Here is a 19,657-nt window from a genome sequence, read left to right as displayed (position 1 = left end):
CCGAGATTCTAGAGTATATCATTAACACCGATCTAAAGATGATGTTTTGATGAATTTGGCTGTCACAATAATGATTATTTTTTTTCGATGGGATACAATCCAACGGTTTTATGCACGACTTTAGTGCGTGAGTACAGATATTTGAGAAACGCTAGTTTTTTCACCTAAATAGTAAGTATAGAATTGCCCCGCTGTTCTAACTAAATCGTTTACTTTCGGTAAATATGATTAAGTAAAATAGTGGCATGAAAATGGCTTGGTTGAGTGTGGACTATTAGAGTAAACCAGTAAGTAATTTTTCAACGTGTAATTATTCAATTTATAACTAAATAGCAACACATATAACTAAATATAGATGACGAGGCAATGGAATGGGTAGATTAAAAAGTACAATTATTATCACTGCAGGTGTATCAAGCCTTGTAGGGGCTACTGCTCAGGCACAAGAAAAAGCAAGTATTCCTGTTGGAACATTTGAATTAACCCCTACGTTAAATGTGTCACTAAATAAAGACAGTAATGTTACACGTTCAAGCACTGGTAAAATTGATAGTTGGATTACAGTGCTAAATCCAGAACTAAAATTAGGTAAGCAAATTGGTGAAAACAAACTGTATGTAGGGGTAAATGCCACTAAAGGTATTTATCACTCAAGTGAAGATGATGATTATACTGATTATCAACTTTTTACTAGTGGTGAGTTTGAATTTGATAGGCGTAACCGCATTTCTGGGTCTTTGAATCATTTATCTGGGCACGATGGTAGAGGAACAGTGTACTCAATTGGTGCCGGAAACCTTTTACAAGGCGTTGATAAGTACACCAGAAATTCACTTGCAGCCACTTATTCTTATGGGGCAATGAGCGCATCCGCTAATCTTGACGTGAATTTATTAATTCGAGATATTGATTATGACATCGATGTTCTCGACTCTAACCCTGAAAGGCTTCGAGATAGAAAAGAAAAGAACATAGGCTCGACTTTTTATTACGGTATTTCTCCCACAACCGATCTTCTTGGTTGATGCCAATTATTTAATCTCAGATTATACAGGCGATATTGTAGGTGTGGCATCACTCGATAGTAAAACCAAATCGATACTTGTCGGGGCTAAATGGGAATCAACAGCGGCGACTTCAGGTTTTGCTAAAGTCGGTTATCAAAAGCGTGATTTTGATGTTGCAAGCCGCGCTGGATTTTCAGGATTAAAGTGGGATGCCGGTGTTACATGGAGCCCAATTGAACGAGCCATTTTCGAGTTTTCAACTGCCAGTGATACTCGAGAAACTAATGGACAAGGAAACTATATTCGCCGTGTTGATTATGCAGTGGATTGGAAACACGAGTGGCTCGAGCGTCTTGGTACAAAGGCCTCAATTAATTATTCCGATGATAGTTATGAAGGCGGAAGCGTTCCAAGAAACGATAAAATCAAAGAATTTCAAGTGGCTGCAAATTACCAATTTAGACGTTGGATAAAGTTGATTGCGTCGGTAAGTTATTTTGATAGAAATAGTGACAGTGTAAATGCTAATTTTGATTACAATCGAAGCTTAGTTAGCTTTACAGCACAAATTTCGTTATAGAAGGTTTTAGATTAAATGAATTTGAAAATGTGGTGTTTTATACTGTGCTGTATGTTTCAGTGCAACCAGCTTTTCGCAAACAAGTAGTTTAAGTCAATATCGTTTGGGTTCAGGAGATGTGATTAAAATTTCTGTGTTTGGTCAAAGTAATTTATCGTTAACAACCAGAGTTCCTCATATGGGAGTTATTAACTATCCATTTTTGGGCGATATACAGGTTGAGGGTCTAACTGCCTCGGAACTTGAAGCTAACATTTATAAAGGCTTAAAGGGGGACTATTTAGTAGAACCTTCTATATCGGTTACAGTAGAAGAGTATCGCCCTTTCTTTATCGACGGTGAAGTTAAAAAACCAGGGGGCTATCCATACCAACCCGCCTTGTCAGTAGATAAAGCTGCCGCCCTTGCCGGAGGTTATACTGAAAGAGCCTCGCGTACCAAAATTATGATAAGGCGTGATATCTCTGGTGAGCCTCAGCTCATTGAGTCGACACCAACTGATATAGTTTTACCAGGTGACATTATCACAATTCAACAAAGTTTCTTTTAAGTAGGGATAAATAAATAAGTGAATGCTCAAACCAGAGATGGACAAATAGAAGCTAAGTTGTTTGAAAATGATACTATCGACTTAGGCCAATATTGGCGCATTGTTATGCAATTTAAATGGCGAATTGTCAGTTTATCTGTATTGATTACGATTTTGGTTGCCTTAATCGTCATGACAATTACACCTAGGTATATTGCTACGGCAAAACTGTTAATTGAATCAAATGAAGCCAAAGTTTTATCAATTGAAGAAGTCTATGGCTTAGATGCAAGTCGTAAGGAATATTTTCAAACTCAGTACGAAATTCTTCGTTCACGTAAAGTCGCTGAAAACGTTGTACGCAAGTTAAATTTATCAGAACAAGCCAACTACAATTTTGAACTAAGAAATGTAGGTACACTTGAACAATGGAAGGGAAATTTAAAAGAACAGCTCGCAAGCATTTTACCTTTTTTGCCACAAAAACCACCGGTAGTTTACACCCCAGAACGATTGCAGATTATTAAGCAAAATTATGCGGTTAGTCAGGTAATGAAGAGTTTAAAAATATTACCTATTTCTAATACTCAAATCGTTAATATCTCTTATGAAGATGAAGACCCAGAATTGGCGGCGCTAATCGCTAACACTGTCGGTGATGTCTATATAGAAAGTTATCTGCAAGCACGTTTCGATATGACTGAAAAAGCCACGACTTGGCTAAATGAAAGTTTGGAGGGCTTACGTACTAAGCTAACAGCCTCTGAAAAGTTATTGTCTGATTTTTACGAATCAGAGCAACTGGTTAATATTGATGGGGTAGTAGGCTTAGCATCTGAAGAGCTACAAAAACTAAGCCAGCAATTATTAGATGCCCAAACTAGCCTCAAACAAAATGAAGTTATTTATAATCAGGTCGAACAAAGCGGAGCTAACATAGCCGAGCTCTCAACGTTGACAGAAGTGATCAATCATCCATCAGTTGTATCTGTTAAAAGATCTGAGGTGACTGCCCAGAGCCGAGTGTCAGAATTAAGTAAAGTTTATGGGCCTAAGCATCCCCAAATGATTGCTGCTAACGCAGAGTTAGAGTCAATTCAGGCTAGTTTAGCTGCGCAAATTAAAGAACTGGTTTCCGGAATAACGGTTGATTATCGTAACGCCAGTCAAAAAGTAGTTGAGTTAAAAGCAGAAGTTGAAAGAGCAAAACAACGTTTCCGCCAACTATCTAATTTAGATAATCGTAGCAAAACGTTGCAACGTGAAGTTGATGTGAATCAACAGCTTTATAGCTCGTTTTTTACTCGTTTAAAAGAAACCAATGAGTTAGGTGGCTTTGAGTCAGCTAACGCTAGATTATTAGATGTCGCTCAAAAACCGAGTGCCCCAGCTAAACCTAAGAAAGGTTTAATTATTGCTGCTGCATTTATAGTTAGCCTTGGATTTGGCATCTTTTTAGCGATTGTTTTGGATGCTCTAAATAGTGGTATTCGTTCCTTAGACGACGTAGAGCGTAAATTATCTCAACGTATGTTAGGTCTTATTCCGTGGGAGCCCCACAAACGAAAAGAGAATATTCCATTACGCCACTTTTTTGATTCTAAACATCATACATTCAGTGAATCGGTGAGAACCTTAAGAACTAGCTTGCAGTTACTGAATATTGATAAACCATCGAAAACAATTCTCGTTGCTTCAAGTGTACCTAAAGAAGGCAAGAGTACGGTTGCTATTAATTTAGGTTTTGCTTTAGGTCAGTTACACAAAGTGTTAATTGTTGATACTGACTTGCGTAGGCCAACACTAGCTAAGCAGTTTGATTTACCGGGGTTTCAGCCTGGTATTGCCAACCTTATTGCTGGTACCCATAAGTTAGACGAATGTATTGTGCATGATGAATATTCTGGTGTTGACCTAATTTGTGCGGGAACAATTCCGAATAATCCACAAGAGCTTTTGGCTTCAGAGCAGTTTAAGAAAATCATGAAAGGCTTTGCTGCTATGTATGAATATATTGTAGTTGACAGTGCCCCTATTCAAGCTGTGAGTGATGCCGTAGTGGTATCTAATGTCTGTGATTCAATTATTTATGTAGTTAAATCTGATAGCACAAGTCATAAGATGATAAATAGTGGCTTAAGCCGCTTTATTAGCTTAGGTCATAGGGTCGATGGTATTGTGTTAAATCAGGTCGATTTGAAAAAAGCCAAGAAACAAGGTGAGTATTCTGGATTTTACGATCAATATGGCTATAACAATTACCAAAGCGAAACTAAAAAAGCTTGATAGATCTACACAATCATATTCTGCCTTAGTATTGATGACGGCTCTAAATCGCTTAGCTCATCTTTACAAATGGCAGAGCAAGCAATGGAGTGTGGTGTAACGCATATAGTGTGTACACCACATATTCACCAGGGCTACTTTGATAATACCCAAGAAAATATTATAGAAGTTGCAAAAACCTTTTCCCAATATCTGACGGATGCTGGCTGTCAATTGAAAATTGCCAGTGCAGCAGAGTTGCGTATATGCCCTGAAATTATGTTTTGGTATAAAAATAATACGTTGCCATACCTTGGAACATGGCAGGGCAAAAACGTCATTTTACTTGAGTTACCTCACAGTCACGTGCCAGCGGGTACCGATAATCTTATTCGATGGTTGTTAAACCATAATATTCAGCCATTGATAGCTCACCCAGAGCGTAACAGAGATATTTTAGCCGACTATCGTAAGTTTGAAATGTTAAAGCGTTGTGGCTGCTTATTTCAATTAACCGCAGGCTCTGTTATTGGTCGATTTTCCAAACCTATTCAAACACTAGCCTTGAAAATGTTAGAGCAAAAGGCCATCACAGTGATTGCCTCAGACTCTCATAACCTAGATCGCAGACCAAATGATATGGGACGTTGTCGAGCGTTTTTGCAGGAACATTGTGATAGGGATTATGTCACCACTTTAGTTGAGACTAACCCAAAAGAAATAACCCAAACACTGGGCTGGTTGTAAGTAGAAATGAGTCGCTATCATTATTTACTTTTAGTTGTTCTTGTTGTGGTTAGTGTTTGTGGAATATTCACTGCTTATCGTTATGGTATCGCTAGCGTAAATTTTTACAATGTTAAAAATAGTGTCGAAAAGTGGCATTCCAATCCCCAAGATATTGATTTACAACAATACCTTGAAGCTAAAAACTAGTAGTATATTGGCTAATGAGTATCACCCAGATAATGCTTTTTACTTAGACCTTATGGCACAAGTATATGAGTGGGGGGATATTTGAGTTTGAGAGCAGCGTAGAAGGATTAAACTTAGCAAAGCAACATTACTTGCGAGCGACCCAATTGCGGCCTTTATGGCCAGTTACATGGGCATCTCTGGCTAAGGTTAAATGGCGTTTGCAAGAGTTTGACGAGGAGATGCTTTTTTCTTAGAGCAAGCCAATAAACTTGGCCCTAAAAAATCAGAAGTGAATTTATTATTTACAGATTTAGGGATTGCCTTATATAAGAGTAATCACGTTATGCTGCTTAAAATAAGACCTATGTTTTATCAGCGCTTAGCTCAAGGGCTTAAAAATCATCTTAGTCGCCATGCCGTAAAACAGATTATCTTAAAATACCAAGCCGAGAATTTAGTTTGCAGATGGTTGCGTGATGACAAAAATGCCACTAAATGGCTTGACTCAAAATGCCGGTAAAGCGAGTTTATTGGCTTGGCACTGGTACAGCATTCTGTTTGACAACGTTTCCATAAATAGCATTCTGCCCTGCGCTATGATTAAGCCCATATACTTTTAAACCAACCCCAAAGCCCCAATGAAAAACCATCAAATAAATTGATCCCCAAAGCCGACTTTATTAAATACAAAACAATCAGGCCTAAGGTGACTGAAATAGCCAAAAAACTTGCAACAAACACGGTATTTATTAATCTCGATGCTTTTTGTTCAGCCCGACTCAACTCTCGTTTATTTTTGCCGGCAATAAAAACGTAGTAATAACGATATTTAAACCAAGGAATAGTACCTCTCACATCAATCGCATGGTTTCGCCACTGCCGGTTTACAATTGCGTTTCTGAGATGAGATAACTGCTCTTCATTAAAAGAGTCTTTTACGCGGTCGGGCACCTTAGCGAGTAAATTTTGCAATGCGGGATCTTCATGAACTGAGATAGGGCGTTTAATGGCCATGATTCATTCTACCACTCTTTGAGGAATAGGGTTTTGCGCTTAAATTAAATTTGCTTAGTAGAGCTAAAGCCAAAAAAACAACAAAATAGCTAGCATTGGCGGGGGCTTGCAGTGGAAAGTCTACAGACATATGAATTAACATCCCTGTGATAGCCATTAAACTCGCAAAGGCAGCACCTTTGTACATCGCATTTTTTCGTTTCTTGATGACCGCTACAGCGACTAAAAAACAAAGTAACACAATAGCAGCTAAACATGAAAAACCAAGTAAGCCATATTCAATTAGCATTTGTAAATAATCATTGTGGGCTTGGTCGTAAAAAGGGTAAACATTGGCTTTTTTATAGGATGGAAAAACGCTATAAAAACTGCCGCCACCAGTGCCCATTAGTGGGTAATCGGCAATAATCACTGATGCATCAATCACCACCTCATCACGGCCTTCCTTAGCTAAACTGGTCTCAGCTAAACGCTCTTGCACTTTATCTAAGCCAAACCAAGAGCTGACTATGACTAAATCTATAATGATCATACTGACCACTAAAATACTTAAACCCTTGGACCGTTTTCTATCGACAACTAAAGCGTAAATACTGACTAGTGTTAAGGCTATAAAAAAGGCCGAGTTACCCATTCTCGATCGCGACATGACAAGGGCAATGACCATAATGGCTAAACAAATTCTGATTAATGCTTTATTACCTAACAAACTTGAAACAATAGCTCTGGTCCAATCTCGACCAGACATTGATTGGTTGTTATTGATACTTGCCAATATCAAACCAGTGCCGGCAGACAAACAGAGCATAATAAAATTAGCAAAGTGGTTCCTATAAACAAAACTACCAGTGGCAGACTCTGCAATAGGAAGGTTAAAAATTAAACTGAATTCGGTACCGAGTAATATTTCTAGGATGCCATACAGACCTTGCAAAGAGCCAACAATCAACATAAGCGTTAGTACTTGTTTCACTCTTTTCTCGTTGTTAATCAATATTAAGCTGCATAAAAACAAACAAAAATAAGCAAAGGATTTTAATAAACTCACTTTACTTTGGCCTATGTCACTACTTAGATACATGTATTGGCTATCAGAGGGAAAGTGTGCTTTTGGTGAAAGTAAATTAACCATAAATTCGGGCAGTGGAATAACTTGTAGTGAGGCAAACACTAAAAAAAGTATCCATATAAAAATAACGGCTTTAAATTTATGTAGATGTAAAAAAGCTACATGTTTATTTAAATATATGCAGCCTAACATCAAAGCAAAAATTGATATTTCTAAGATACTCCAAGCCCAAGGTCTATTTGAACCTAAAGGTAAGGGGGCTATAAATAAAATAGCTAAGAAGCAAAAAAACAAGATGGATTGAGATGAATATTTCAAATTTAAAAAGTAACTCTATTATTAGTACTTCTGTTGATTTTAATCGTTTGCTATACAAAAAAGCCAGACATTAGTCTGGCCTTTTTAGATCAAATACAGGTTAATTAGTTGGTCGACGCTGTCGCGTCACCACCACCCGTTCCACCGGCACCAGTACCAACACCAACTGGAGCGGCTAACGCCACTTCTACTGGACCACCGGCAGCTGTTGCTTCACCAACTGTTGTTGGATCTGCGCCCGCTGTAATGGCTGCAAGCAACGCATCATTTGAATTAATTTCACCGGTCATTACGGCGGCATTGATAACTTCTTGGGCAAAATCAGGATACAAAGCAACGGTAAGGTTGATAATGCTCATAATGTTTTCAGGCGCATTCTCTATAGTGATTTTGGTCGCTTCAAATAAATTATTTACGGTTACCATGTTGCGAATAAACTCTAAAGTAGACTCTTTATTCACAGATACCGTTTCAACTGCATTGCTTGGCAGTATGGTACTGCCTTCGCTTAAAGCATTATCAATAGCTGTCTCACTAGAAGTAAGCAGAGTTTCACCATTTAACATTAAAGACTGAATGTCTTGATGCAATCTTGTGCCTGTAGTTGATTTTGATCACCATAAACCACCACATCTGCGCTTTGAGCCCATGCGACACTCGATAACATGCTAAAAAGAATTAAAAATGTTGAAAATACTCTCACTATAACTTCCTTAATAAATAGATGACTAAAATATTTAGTATGTAACACCTGAATTTAACACACAGCATTATACATGCCATTCGTTACTTAATCTTGTCATTTAAAATAAAATCTTTATATATCAGCACATAAATAGCTAATAGCTAGTACTAAATTGTTTGAGGTAAATCCAAGTGTAAAATAAACTGACAGGTAACGATAGACTTTGGTTGGCGTCAGTATAGGTTTTAAGCTTGGCTAATTGGTTAACTATCAATACTTTCTGGCCTACCTACTAAGTAGCCTTGAATATAATCTACTTTCATCATTTCTAAGGTTTTTGCTTCTTGCTGTGTTTCTATTTTTTCAGCAATGACTTTAATATCAAGCCCATGAGCGATATTAACTAAAGAATGCACAAACAGTTGATTGTCTTTTTCGGCATGAATGTTTTTAGTAAACCGACCATCTAATTTTAAATAATCAGGTTTAATTGCGCGTAAATGAGTAATAGAAGCGACTTGAGCACCAAAGCGTTCAATTGTAATTTTTACGTTTAATTTTTTTACCTTAGCAATAAATTCTAGAAAGTTGGTTGTATCACCGAACAAACTGCGCTCTGGTATTTCGAGCACTAAGTTTGCGCGTTTTGCACCTAATTGCGTCAGTTGAGTAAGTAGCCAAGTTTGAAATGACGGTTTTAGTAATGATAATCGAGAAATATTTAAACCTATATGACCATTATGCTGTGATAATTTTTTAAACGCACATTGCACTAACAACTCATCTAGTTTTTGAGAAAAATCGAGTCTAATGGCTACCGGAATTAACTCTGCCATAGGCAAATATTGCTCACCATCACCATCACCATCACCATCACCATCACCATCAGGATCGGGAAAGCGTGCTAGCCATTCCTGATAAAGTTCAACACCCGAAAATGATTTAATAGGTTGTCCAATAAAGTCTGCAGTGTTGTTTGCCAACAAACTTTTAATTTGTTGACGCCACGTATCGTTACTTTTAACGACTTGCAATTGATTTACTGCCTGCCATCTTAGCTGGCTAATACTCGCTTGGTTAAGGGCGTTGTCGACTTGTTCTAAAATGACTTTTTTATTATCCCCAAAAGTAAAACTACCCACACCAATATGCGCCGTGCCTGATTCATACTCAAATTTTTCAAATGCATTGCATTTGTCAATGATTTGTTGACACAAATCTAAACACGTCACGCTGTCGATCTCCTCTAAAATCAAAGCAAAGTCTGCACCATTCAACCGGTACAGGGTAAAGTCGATGTTTTGTTGATGTAAGTGCTCGCTCAACACATCACGCACAGTGTTTATGTAGGCATCGCCTTCTAAAAAGCCTTGAGTGTGATTCACTTGGTTTAAACTACTTAATCGTACAAACATCAAATAGCCAATTGATTGATGTTCTGAATCGCCTAATATTTGCTCGAAAGCCAAGTCAAAAGCCCGTCTATTGCCTACTTTAGTTAAGTCATCAGAATAGGCGAAATTGCGATAGCGTTCAGTTTGGTTTGATAGCCTGTTAAATAAACTGCTGAGTTTTTCTGACATAAGGTTAACGGCATCAACAATGATTCTAAGCTCTAAGGTCTTTGGCCTTAAATTTACCTTGTCGAACTTTTGCTGACTGATAGCTTCTACTTGCTTAACAAGGGCCATAATTGGAATGGTGACCATACGCACCAAAAGCCATACAAGTATCAATCCAATCAAAAACACCAATAAAATAAGTCTAAATGAATCAACTGAATTGTCCCATAACTGCCCATAACCAATCCTGGATTACTTTGTACCGACAACTGACCGGCTATGGTCCAGCCATCGTTTATTTCTGTTTGTCGAATTGGCGGAGAAAGAGGAAACATGTTGATAAACCAACTAGGCACATGTTCTAGTGAAACAGGATTGCGTTTTTCAATTAGTGTGTTGCCGCTATTATCTTTAAGCACGATAGAACTGTAATAGCCACTATCGAATATTGCATTAATCATGGTGTCAATTAGCGAAATATCTTGATCGCCAATATAAGGGGTGATTGATAAGCCCAGTGATGTGGCGGTATCTTGTGCGTGAGATGTAAGCTGTTGTTCAATAAAACTTTTTGTATTGCTAATGTTTATCCATACGGCGCCAATGAAAATCGCCAAAATTATAGAAAACAAGCTGAGCACAAGTTGTCTCGACAAGGGCATATTATTTATCCTCATTATTATTAAATTCTTGCATCATGCGTTTGTTTAAATCTTCCCACAGGCTATTATTGCCGCCTTTTTGCACCTTTTTACCTTGTCCTTGTTCTTTCGCCAGCCACAAACCGTCACCGTTAAAACTATAAACGGGCTGAAGGTCGCGGCGTTTGGTTGCACGTAAAATATTACGATTTAGATTATCGAGTATCAATGGAATAGAGGTAGGCGTTTCATAATAAGCCAAAACCATATGCGCCATGTTGTAATCGAGCGCCTTGACGTACATTAAACGGAGTTTTTCGCTGGGGATCCCAAGCGCGCGTAAACTGAAATACTTGGCAATACTAAAGTCTTCGCAGTCACCGCCATTAGTGGCGATAAACTCAACCGGGGTGGCCCAGTAATCGTTTTTGTTCCAATGGCTTAAGTCATCAATAAACTCTAGTTGATTAAAAAAACGATTCACTTCGTATAGTTGGTCAGGGGCACTATTATCATTAATCTCTATTATTAGTTCTTGCCAACTTCTGACCCTTTCAACTGCTTCATCCCCAAAAGTTATCTCTACCTTTCGAAAAAACGCCTCATTAAATACAAACATGGCTTGCGCACTTAGATGAAAAATCCCGTAAGATATGCACAGAGTGAGAAAAAATAAAGCAATACGCATTTAAGTTAGGCGTCTAAGTTTAAAATTAAAATCATGACCACTCACAAGAACTGTCGGTTGAGGTAATATAAATTTAATATTATTTGAGTTCATTTAATGTAACAATTCAATCCCTAAGATGCTTTTTTAAATATATTGAGTAATCTTGATGTGTTTTTTAATTGTTATTTTAGAAATTTGACTAAACACCTAATGAATTTTGTAAACTTTATTCTCTGGTATCAATATTGCTTAACTGCACGAGTGTGTAGTGATGTTGTCACGATATAACCGCGTAATCAAAGGATTTTTCGGGCACATTACAATTTGTGGTGAAAAGTCATTTTGTTTTAAAGGAATAGTAAATGGATCTAAGTGAAGTACGAAAGACTAATGTCGGAGGTTTAATAACTGCATGCATTAGTCGACTTGACCTTGTAAATTTGATGGTCACCAAAGTAAAGCAGGATAAACAGTCACCTACACCTCAGACTGTAAAGCCTTTAGTTATATTTTCAGCTAATGGACATAGTATTTCCATCGCCAATAGTGACCCTGTTATGGGGGATATGCTTAATCAAGCAGACATTTTGCATGCTGATGGCCAAAGTGTGGTGACTTTTTCAAAGCATTTTAGTGAATACCCAATTCCCGAGCGCAGCGCAACCACAGATACCATTCATGATGTACCTACAATGTCGAGTGAAGTGCTTAATCATTTTTTACTAGGCGCAAGCAAAGAAACAATTGAAAAATGTGCTGATGTGATGAGCGCTAAATATAGTAATTTCAAAATATCAGGTACCCAGCACGGTTATTTTTCAGAGCAAGAAGAACAAGCTATCGTTGATAAAATAAACCAATCTGGCACTGATGTACTTTGGGTTGGTTTAGGTAAACCCAAAGAGCAAGTTTTTATCATACGTAATCGAGAAAAGCTCAACGTGCCAGTAATTATATCTTGCGGCGGCTGTTATAACTTTGTCACCGGTGATTATAAAAGAGCCCCGGAAATTTTTCAGACTTTAGGCTTAGAATGGTTGCACCGAGCTTTCACCGAGCCTCGTAAATTGTTATGGCGATACATTACCACTAACCCTCATGCGATTTATTGTGTGATTAAACACAGACATAAAAAAGTCGGATAGAGCAAAGGATTAGTCGTGTTAGTCAATATTCTATTTTTTGTACAAATGGTTTTCATTAACTCATATTCAAATCAGCGATATGAGAGTCGACTCGTCAGTAGATTTACAGTAGCTAATTTAGGCAAATATATTGGCAGTATCTATTAGATGAAAATTAGCTCTGTACACAAATTTATTTTGTTTCTAAGTGTTGCTTATTATTTAGGCTTTATTATCTTTTTTCAGAGGTTGGTTGGTGCTGGTTCCAGTGTTTCATTTGAGAGTGCTGCATCAGGCAATATAGTTAATCAGTTGGTCGGTATTTGTTTATTGGGCTTATGTTTGTTCATTTTATACCGGCAATTAAATACCTTTATTAAGCGACACTTTTTAGAAAATTGGCCATGGCTTGTTTTACTAAGCATATTAGCTTGCTCGGTTTTATGGTCCTATGCGCCGTCAATTTCTTTTCGCCGAATTATTGCCTTTATGACCTTAGTGGTCGTTGCTTATTATTTAGCGGTTACTTATTCAGCTAAATCATTATTAAAATTCTTAGTGAATGCTATTTTAGTGGCAATTGTAGTTGGCCTTATTTACGAAATTGCAACAGGAAAGTCATTAGCCTTTGGTTTAGGTGATAGGAGGAATGCGTTTAAAGGCATATATTTCGATAAGAATGGCGCGGCCCGTATTTATGCTTACGGATTAATTATTTTTATTGCCATAAGTGAAAAGTTTACAAAAATTGATTATTTGAAATTGTTTGGTTTTGTATTTGCCCTGTCATTGTCGCAATCGGCTTCGGGTATTGTTATGGCTGTATTAGGCATTACCATTATAACGTTAATACGCATAACTAGAGGCAGGGTGAAACAACAGAGTTTTAATCGATTGATGATTCTCATAATATTCTCAACAATAGGTATAGGGTTACTTAGCGTATTGTACGAATTCGTCTTGGGCTTAATGGGTCGTGATGCAAATTTAACTGACCGAGCAATCATATGGCAGTTGCTTGACCCATATTTAGTGAAAGAATATTGGTTTGGCTATGGCTTTGGTGCATTTTGGGCTAGCGATGCTTCAAGCGGATTTTTTGGATGTTTGGAAGTTTTTAGGCAACGCCCACAGTGGTTATGTAGAAACAAGACTAAACGCTGGTATGCTAGGCTTAATTGCTTTGTTTTTGTTGCTAATTTCGTTTTTTATGAAAGCGTTACAACTATTTTTAAATACCAGTACGGCAAAAATATCCGCTTTGTTTTTATCGATTTTAATTGTGCAAACTGTAACCAATTATGTTGGCTATGTGATATTAAACCATAACTCATTCGATATGTTTTTATTTACACTTTGTTATTTTTGCGCGACCTCTTTAACGACTCAATTAGGTATGAATGCAGTTGGAATTTCATCGACAAAAACGCATAAGTAATAAGTTTTCGAGTTTAATAGTTATTCTTCAAAAGAGCAGTATCTTCTTCGTTAGCTACTAACTCTATTTCACTCTGATAAGCTCAAAAGTTATTCATAGACACTTAAAGAATAGAATGACAAATTTAAAAGGTAACAGTAAAAATGGCAAAAATAGCAATCGTAATGCACGACCTTAGAGGCGGCGGAGCCGAAAAAATGATGGTTAGGTTGGCTAATCAATTATCTGCCGACGGCGACGATGTGCATTTGGTGCTTATTGCTGAGGGCGGAGTTAACAAAAAGTTTGTTAATCAAAACGTTAACCTAGTTGAGCTGGGTTGCGAAAGGACCCTCTCATCTTTTGGTAAGTTACGCAAAACGTTAAAAGCGATCAAACCCGACGCAATCCTTTCTGTTCTTGCTCATATCAACGTTATTGCCGGTATAACGTGTTTTAGTCTTGGTTGGCAAAACAAGTTGTCTGTAAGTGAGCGAAATGCCTTTTCACTAGACCGATCGTTGAAAACAGATAAGGTCATGAAGTTAGTGTATTTCATGGCCCCATTTGTTTACCAATCGCTTCGAAAGCCGGTTATTGCCGTTTCTCAGGGGGTGGCAGACGATTTAGTAGAACACACAATAGTCACCCGTAAACATGTAACAACAGCATGTAACCCCGTTATCACAGATGAAACAATACAAGCTTCTCAATCAGCCCCTCAGCACGAGTGGCTTAAGAGCAGCGATATTCCGGTATTATTGAGTATTGGACGCTTGTCTCATCAAAAAGGTTTTGACTTGTTGCTTGAAGCTTTTAGCCTAGTGCAAAGCGAAATCAAGTGCAGGTTAATTATATACGGTGAAGGCGAATTGAGAGCTGACCTAGAAAAACAAGTATTGAGTTTAGGGCTAAACGATAGCGTTGATATGCTCTGGGTATACGCAAAATCCATTGGCCGAAATGAAAGCGGCAGACTTATACGTACTGTCTTCTAGATTTGAGGGTAGTCCAAATGCCATTGTTGAAGCTATGTCGGTTAATACCCCGGTAATTGCGTATGATTGCCCTCATGGGCCTAAAGAAATACTCAAAAATGGCACGGTGGCACCACTAGTTGAGTATTTGAATGTAGATGCCTTAGCTAAGGCAATGATGCTTGTTCTGAAGGAAAATAAGCCGGTGGATTATAGCCAAGATGTTGCTAGATTTAACTCAGCTAATTCAGCGCAAGAATACCGCCGACTTCTTTTAGAATAACGATTTGTGTGTATACAAGGTTATAGCAATGAGTTTATAACCAACAAACACTATCAAATGGGTGGTGAACCATTTCGTCTTTGCTGCCTACACCAAACTTTTGAGCCTCGGCAAGTGTGCATAATGCACCCGGGAAACCATGAGAATTATCATATTGAGCGAGATTTTCTCTACGTTCAAAAAACGTGGTTACCGACTTATAATTACGCCCAATAAACTCATTAACGTCTGCGAAAACCTCTTTTTGTTGGTCCTCGGGTAGATCAAAGTAGGCACGACATAGGATATTAACAAAGTCAAAATCGATACAATAAGGCTTTTCTTTTAATAGGCCTGATTCGGTCTGATGACGCAGGCAGCTCTTAATGAGGGCGATTTTTGATTGTTTTTCGGCCTTGGTGGCATCATAAATCCAAAAGAAATGTGCGGCTCCGCCAACATCTCTCACCGTAGCATTTTTAATAAATAGATCGTGAAAGCCCTTTTTCCACAAACCGGTATTAGGATCTACGCGTTTATTTAACTCCTCCATCGCATTATCAAAAAAAGTAGCCATCTGTTCTTTTGATACTAACCCTTCCTGAATATACATATCTTGCGACATTTGGATGGCTGCAAGCGCTCCACCACCAATGTGTGAAGCTGGCCAAATGTTATGCCAACCCAAGTGCCAAGAGCTTTTTTGATACTACCCATAAGCCCTTTACCTTTGTAGAGCTGGGGAAACCTGAGGCCCATTCGGGCAATGAATTTTGCTAGTTTTGCTTTGGATTTTATTAGCGCTACATATTCGCCGCAAGGGCGTAAGTTTTTAATGTAGTTTTCATCTCGCGATAGCAAAATTAAGCCAGATATTGCATAAGCCGTAGCATGTTCTTTACCATGAGCTGTAGCATTTTTTTGGTGAAATAGCCGTTTTCATCTTGGCAGGACAATATTTTTTCTGCCCATTGAGCACGGCTATTTGCATCTGTGTATTGGTACAATAGTCCCATGACATAAAGAGTGAAAATGATATCAACAGAGCCATAAAAGTCCCAGTCTGTATAATGGTCTTTATAAGCAAAGTCACCCGCTAAGGTTCTGTCAGCAATACTAGTAGTTAAAGGCGCATCACCACAATAAAAACGATTGAGGTAATCCATTACTATTTCATTAGATACAATTTGCATAATTTACTCTTCGGTAAGTTTGAGGTAAGAACGCGCAGCGTTAGAAAACTCATAGCCTTCAACGGCTTTTTTATCGATGGTGTGGGGAGCGGTAAGTTTGGCTAAAATCTCAGCAGCAAGTGCTTGGTGATCACCAACTGGCACTAAATTCACACCATCAATATGACCAATGAGTTCTGATGGACCCGTTGGACAATCGGTTGCAACAATCGGTACACCAAGAGAAATCGCTTCAACTAGAACCGTTGGCATGCCTTCAAAGCGAGAAGAAAGCACAAACAATTTTGAATTTTTCATGTACTTATAGGGATTGTTGGTGTAACCGGCGAACACCACACTGTCTTCAAGCTTGAGTTCAGCTCTTAATTTGATCAATGCATCGTGATCTGGGCCGTCACCTACTAATACTAGCTTAGGTATATCTTGTTTGGCTTTAATACATATGGAGTAAGCTCTCATCAATATATCAAAGCCTTTTTGGTGCTTAAGTCGACCGACGCCACATATATAATCGCCTTGAATGTTGTCATCGTTTAATGGCTCTAAGCCTTGTTCTATGACCTCTTGATTAAATACTGCGTTCTCTACAAAGCTTACTTTATTCCGTCGCACAAGTGGTATGGCTTTTACTTCATTTGCCAATTCATTTGACACACACACAATGCTAAGTTTTGCCATTGAATAGAGGGCATACATCATTTTAAGAGTGAGTGCACCTAACTTTTGGCCGCTGCCTTTAAAGTCCACGTGCCTAGTCAAAATGAATGATGTCTTAGACTTGTTGAGAGCAGCCAAAAACGCCACTATGTTAGCTGTTTCTTTTGCTGAAATAACTATGTCGATGTCTTTGTCTACTAGAAAATCTTTAAACTTACCCAGTGCTGAGAAGGTCTTTTTAAGCTTATTATCTGAGTTGCGCGGCTCAACAATTACATTCTCACCGTACAAACCTTTAACTATTTTCTCGTCATCCCAAAGTACATAATAATATACGTCAAAACCAAAACCTTCGAATGCTTTACCCAAGTTGGCTGTGACTTTTTCCACTCCGCCATCTAGGATTAATTCCTTGAGCAAAAAAACAACCTTTTTCTTTTCCAAAATTCATCCTTAAGATAGTAAAAATAAAACTGTGATTAAGTTAACATTTATTTTTAAGCAAGTTTAATAAAAAGTAAGGGGGAAGGGCAGCAATAACGAAAAAAATATCGGAGGTTTACAACATCGAATACATGCTAAGTAAATTATTAACGTTAAACTAAAATAATTAACTTGGCGCTACAATTGGAGATGTAATAAGGTTTGACTAGCGCCATTGGAACTTAGTTTATTCCATTTCTTAACTCGGAAGGAAAGTACATAACTTTGATTGTTTTGTCTTTGCTATTAGAGTACTCGTACAACAATATAGTCCCTCTATTTTTATTGGGTGTAAAATTTATCGTCATTTAAAAACCTAAGATATGGTCGATCTTAAGTATAGGTTTAACGCAATTGAACGGAGGATTGATTACTTGATGATATTAGTCGCTTTTCTTTTAACAATAATGAGAGTTTTCTCGGTAAACACAGACATCATAGTCATAAATCCAACATCTTTTACAACATCGATCAAAAAGCTAAGTTTATTCTTCCGTTTTTTGAAGTTTGAAAAATAATAGTTCGTTAGTCTTAGATTAAAATTTGCTTCACCAATTTTGTCTTTATTTACGTAAGTCATGTATGCTTTCTTTTGAATTTCTTCGACAGTATAGCTTGCAAAACCATTGCTCATTCTCTCAAAATGCCCAGTATTATAAATAATCAAAGGCTCTTTAATTGAATATATAATGCCGTACTCTAGTAATTTTAAGTAAAAATCCCAGTCTTCGGCATGTTTAGCCGTTTCATTAAAACTAACTTTGTTGAACACCTCACTTCTGACTAATATTTTACTCGGAGGGCCTATTAAATTTTCTATATAAATATCAGCCAACTTATATTCACGTACCTCGTGGTTTATGATATTTTTTGAGATAGATTCTATATGACTTGATGAACAGGCTATATAAGAGGAGTTGTTCTGTAATATTTTAAGTTGGGATTCAATTTTGTTTGGTAGCCAAATATCATCATCATCAAGAAAAGCTATGTAGCTACCATTTGAGTGTTTAACACCGTTGTTTCTGCTAGCAGACAGGCCCATGTTAATTTCGTTGCGGATAAAAGTAACCCTAGGGTCATTGTTATAATTAGCCATGGCGCTATCGTATGACGTTTTGGAACAGTCATCGACTACTATCAATTCAATATTTTCATATGTTTGGGATAAAACACTGTCTATCGCACTGCCTACTAAATCAGGCCGATTGAAGGTAGTTATAATGCAGCTAATCAATTCTTTTGGTTTCATTCTTCGCCTGACTATTTAATACTATTTATCAAAAATAAAAGACTATCACATTGTTCTAAGAATAGGATAATCCTGTTTGGAGATGCGTCAATCAAAAAGTTCCCAATAAATATAAAGTTCTAATTTTGCTGGTCATATTTAATCGGGGCTGCCAACAATTAGGGCAAAACTATATATTGATATTACTAACAACTTTAAGTCTAAAAATTAATTGTAAATCTAAAACAATTATTTCACTTTAAGCTATGGTATTTTCTCCTACTTCTCATGGTCAAGTAAAAAGAGATGTAGTTACTGATATTGTAACCAATGCAAATTTATATCTATATAAATGCCTAAGATGAAGGATAGATTTTAGCTGGAATACCAAGTAACGTAGCGTTGTCTATATCACAACTTTTATTGACTACAGCATTTGCACCAATTTTTACATTATTTGCAATTGTTACTGAACCGAAAATTTTAGCTCCGGGGGCAATATAGCAGTCGTCACCAATTACAGGTGTAGCTTCCGAATTGTTAAATGCCGCGCCAATGTTAACTCCAATATGGATCTTGCAATTCTTGCCAATTTTTACTCTAGGGTTAATCACGATATTTCCGTAGTGAGGTAGGCATAGTCCAGGACCACATGTGTTTATTGGGATTGTATACCCAAGCCTTTTACTTAATTTATTAAATCTATATTTATTGATTAATATGAAAAGCTTCCAATGAGGACCGGATTTGGTATTTTTGATGTATTCTAGTCTCCTTAGCAACCTTAAAAACCGCCACGTATCGCTAAATAAATAACTTATGAGTGACGTCGAAAAGTAACCTTTCGCCTTATCGGATTTTAAATACTCTCTATATTCGTTTTTATTAGTAATCATTTTGTAAAGCCAAAAAGGACGATTAATTGTATTTTAATTACTTACACACATCTGTGAAGTATTTTTTGTCAAAAGCACAAAGTTTATTATTTTTAACTCTTTTTGAAACGATAAACGTATTCATACTAACTTTTGTTTGCAAACATCTTTAGTCGTCAT

The 19,657-nt window shown here is 37.4% G+C and carries 20 protein-coding genes and 1 pseudogene; 10 read left to right on the top strand and 11 right to left on the bottom strand.

Translation table 11 applies throughout. The features are described from left to right. The first annotated feature begins 371 nt into the window (after positions 1–371). The 6 genes and pseudogenes from RS130_RS20830 to RS130_RS20805 all read left to right on the top strand — a co-directional run bounded on the left by RS130_RS20830 (position 372) and on the right by RS130_RS20805 (position 5,317). On the top strand, positions 372–1,025 hold the full coding sequence (locus RS130_RS20830) for an outer membrane beta-barrel protein (RefSeq protein WP_316027522.1): 654 nt from the start codon (positions 372–374) through the stop codon (positions 1,023–1,025). Continuing rightward, positions 1,018–1,587, top strand: a complete 570-nt coding sequence (locus RS130_RS20825) for an outer membrane beta-barrel protein (RefSeq protein WP_316027521.1) — start codon at positions 1,018–1,020, stop codon at positions 1,585–1,587. Before RS130_RS20830 ends, RS130_RS20825 begins: the two co-directional genes overlap by 8 nt. A 55-nt stretch (positions 1,588–1,642) precedes the next feature. Next, positions 1,643–2,137 (top strand): annotated as a pseudogene (locus tag RS130_RS20820) (polysaccharide biosynthesis/export family protein); the annotation flags it as partial. An 18-nt stretch (positions 2,138–2,155) separates the two neighbouring features. After that, positions 2,156–4,402 (top strand): GumC family protein, encoded by a 2,247-nt coding sequence (locus tag RS130_RS20815; RefSeq protein ID WP_316027520.1) that lies wholly within the window; start codon positions 2,156–2,158, stop codon positions 4,400–4,402. Positions 4,403–4,471: 69 nt separating this feature from the next. After that, positions 4,472–5,128: a tyrosine-protein phosphatase gene (locus tag RS130_RS20810; protein WP_316027519.1), complete on the top strand. Its 657-nt coding sequence runs from the start codon at positions 4,472–4,474 to the stop codon at positions 5,126–5,128. 6 nt (positions 5,129–5,134) lie between these two features. Further along, positions 5,135–5,317 (top strand): hypothetical protein, encoded by a 183-nt coding sequence (locus RS130_RS20805; RefSeq protein WP_316027518.1) that lies wholly within the window; start codon positions 5,135–5,137, stop codon positions 5,315–5,317. Between the two features lie 582 nt (positions 5,318–5,899). On the opposite strand, the gene RS130_RS20800 is transcribed toward RS130_RS20805, so the two are convergent. The 6 genes from RS130_RS20800 to RS130_RS20775 all read right to left on the bottom strand — a co-directional run bounded on the left by RS130_RS20800 (position 5,900) and on the right by RS130_RS20775 (position 11,207). Continuing rightward, complete coding sequence (locus tag RS130_RS20800; RefSeq protein ID WP_316027517.1) at positions 5,900–6,313, bottom strand: 3-phosphoshikimate 1-carboxyvinyltransferase; 414 nt, start codon at positions 6,311–6,313, stop codon at positions 5,900–5,902. Beyond that, a complete protein-coding gene (locus RS130_RS20795) occupies positions 6,303–7,484 on the bottom strand; it encodes an O-antigen ligase family protein (protein WP_316027516.1) in 1,182 nt (393 codons plus the stop codon). Before RS130_RS20795 ends, RS130_RS20800 begins: the two co-directional genes overlap by 11 nt. A gap of 320 nt (positions 7,485–7,804) precedes the next feature. Continuing rightward, positions 7,805–8,290 carry a hypothetical protein gene (locus tag RS130_RS20790; protein WP_316027515.1) on the bottom strand — a complete coding sequence of 162 codons (486 nt, stop codon included), beginning with the start codon at positions 8,288–8,290 and terminating at the stop codon, positions 7,805–7,807. A gap of 358 nt (positions 8,291–8,648) precedes the next feature. Then, entirely contained in the window at positions 8,649–10,094 is a 1,446-nt protein-coding gene (locus tag RS130_RS20785; protein WP_316027514.1) for an EAL domain-containing protein, read from the bottom strand. 32 nt (positions 10,095–10,126) lie between these two features. Then, positions 10,127–10,609 (bottom strand): LapD/MoxY N-terminal periplasmic domain-containing protein, encoded by a 483-nt coding sequence (locus RS130_RS20780; RefSeq protein ID WP_316027513.1) that lies wholly within the window; start codon positions 10,607–10,609, stop codon positions 10,127–10,129. Between the two features lies 1 nt (position 10,610). Continuing rightward, positions 10,611–11,207 (bottom strand): transglutaminase-like cysteine peptidase, encoded by a 597-nt coding sequence (locus RS130_RS20775; RefSeq protein WP_316027512.1) that lies wholly within the window; start codon positions 11,205–11,207, stop codon positions 10,611–10,613. A gap of 413 nt (positions 11,208–11,620) precedes the next feature. Here RS130_RS20775 and RS130_RS20770 point away from each other — a divergent pair, with 413 nt between their 5' ends. From RS130_RS20770 to RS130_RS20755, 4 genes are all read left to right on the top strand, one after another. Beyond that, entirely contained in the window at positions 11,621–12,403 is a 783-nt protein-coding gene (locus RS130_RS20770; RefSeq protein ID WP_316027511.1) for a WecB/TagA/CpsF family glycosyltransferase, read from the top strand. 147 nt (positions 12,404–12,550) lie between these two features. Then, positions 12,551–13,711, top strand: a complete 1,161-nt coding sequence (locus tag RS130_RS20765; RefSeq protein WP_316027510.1) for a hypothetical protein — start codon at positions 12,551–12,553, stop codon at positions 13,709–13,711. Positions 13,712–13,963: 252 nt separating this feature from the next. Next, on the top strand, positions 13,964–14,797 hold the full coding sequence (locus RS130_RS20760) for a glycosyltransferase (RefSeq protein WP_316027509.1): 834 nt from the start codon (positions 13,964–13,966) through the stop codon (positions 14,795–14,797). Continuing rightward, on the top strand, positions 14,763–15,059 hold the full coding sequence (locus RS130_RS20755; RefSeq protein WP_316027508.1) for a glycosyltransferase: 297 nt from the start codon (positions 14,763–14,765) through the stop codon (positions 15,057–15,059). The genes RS130_RS20760 and RS130_RS20755 overlap by 35 nt, the downstream gene beginning before the upstream one ends. 34 nt (positions 15,060–15,093) lie before the next feature. Here RS130_RS20755 and RS130_RS20750 read toward each other — a convergent pair whose 3' ends face one another. From RS130_RS20750 to RS130_RS20730, 5 genes are all read right to left on the bottom strand, one after another. Continuing rightward, the gene (locus RS130_RS20750; protein ID WP_316027507.1) at positions 15,094–15,726 is read right to left on the bottom strand and encodes a hypothetical protein; all 633 of its coding nucleotides are present in this window, start codon (positions 15,724–15,726) and stop codon (positions 15,094–15,096) included. Between the two features lie 175 nt (positions 15,727–15,901). Then, positions 15,902–16,231, bottom strand: coding sequence for a hypothetical protein (locus RS130_RS20745; RefSeq protein WP_316027506.1), 330 nt, complete (start codon positions 16,229–16,231; stop codon positions 15,902–15,904). Positions 16,232–16,234: 3 nt separating this feature from the next. After that, complete coding sequence (locus RS130_RS20740; protein ID WP_316027505.1) at positions 16,235–17,332, bottom strand: glycosyltransferase; 1,098 nt, start codon at positions 17,330–17,332, stop codon at positions 16,235–16,237. 409 nt (positions 17,333–17,741) lie between these two features. After that, positions 17,742–18,623, bottom strand: a complete 882-nt coding sequence (locus RS130_RS20735) for a glycosyltransferase family 2 protein (RefSeq protein ID WP_316027504.1) — start codon at positions 18,621–18,623, stop codon at positions 17,742–17,744. A 335-nt stretch (positions 18,624–18,958) separates the two neighbouring features. Further along, a complete protein-coding gene (locus RS130_RS20730) occupies positions 18,959–19,216 on the bottom strand; it encodes a hypothetical protein (RefSeq protein WP_316027503.1) in 258 nt (85 codons plus the stop codon). Between the last annotated feature and the right edge of the window lie 441 nt (positions 19,217–19,657).

Source organism: Paraglaciecola aquimarina (genome assembly GCF_032464635.1).
Taxonomy (GTDB): Bacteria; Pseudomonadota; Gammaproteobacteria; order Enterobacterales; family Alteromonadaceae; genus Paraglaciecola; species Paraglaciecola aquimarina.
The sequence above is the reverse complement of the archived record's forward strand: the minus strand, read 5'-3'. Positions and strand labels throughout refer to the sequence as shown.

Excerpts from the sequence above, each read along its gene's own strand:
- RS130_RS20830 (WP_316027522.1), top strand. The coding sequence starts at position 372 with ATGGGTAGATTAAAAAGTACAATTATTATCACTGCAGGTGTATCAAGC.
- RS130_RS20810 (WP_316027519.1), top strand. The coding sequence starts at position 4,472 with ATGGCAGAGCAAGCAATGGAGTGTGGTGTAACGCATATAGTGTGTACA.
- RS130_RS20805 (WP_316027518.1), top strand. The coding sequence starts at position 5,135 with ATGAGTCGCTATCATTATTTACTTTTAGTTGTTCTTGTTGTGGTTAGT.
- RS130_RS20800 (WP_316027517.1), bottom strand. The coding sequence starts at position 6,313 with ATGGCCATTAAACGCCCTATCTCAGTTCATGAAGATCCCGCATTGCAA.
- RS130_RS20785 (WP_316027514.1), bottom strand. The coding sequence starts at position 10,094 with ATGGTCACCATTCCAATTATGGCCCTTGTTAAGCAAGTAGAAGCTATC.
- RS130_RS20780 (WP_316027513.1), bottom strand. The coding sequence starts at position 10,609 with ATGCCCTTGTCGAGACAACTTGTGCTCAGCTTGTTTTCTATAATTTTG.
- RS130_RS20775 (WP_316027512.1), bottom strand. The coding sequence starts at position 11,207 with ATGTTTGTATTTAATGAGGCGTTTTTTCGAAAGGTAGAGATAACTTTT.
- RS130_RS20770 (WP_316027511.1), top strand. The coding sequence starts at position 11,621 with ATGGATCTAAGTGAAGTACGAAAGACTAATGTCGGAGGTTTAATAACT.
- RS130_RS20765 (WP_316027510.1), top strand. The coding sequence starts at position 12,551 with ATGAAAATTAGCTCTGTACACAAATTTATTTTGTTTCTAAGTGTTGCT.
- RS130_RS20760 (WP_316027509.1), top strand. The coding sequence starts at position 13,964 with ATGGCAAAAATAGCAATCGTAATGCACGACCTTAGAGGCGGCGGAGCC.
- RS130_RS20755 (WP_316027508.1), top strand. The coding sequence starts at position 14,763 with ATGAAAGCGGCAGACTTATACGTACTGTCTTCTAGATTTGAGGGTAGT.
- RS130_RS20745 (WP_316027506.1), bottom strand. The coding sequence starts at position 16,231 with ATGCAAATTGTATCTAATGAAATAGTAATGGATTACCTCAATCGTTTT.
- RS130_RS20735 (WP_316027504.1), bottom strand. The coding sequence starts at position 18,623 with ATGAAACCAAAAGAATTGATTAGCTGCATTATAACTACCTTCAATCGG.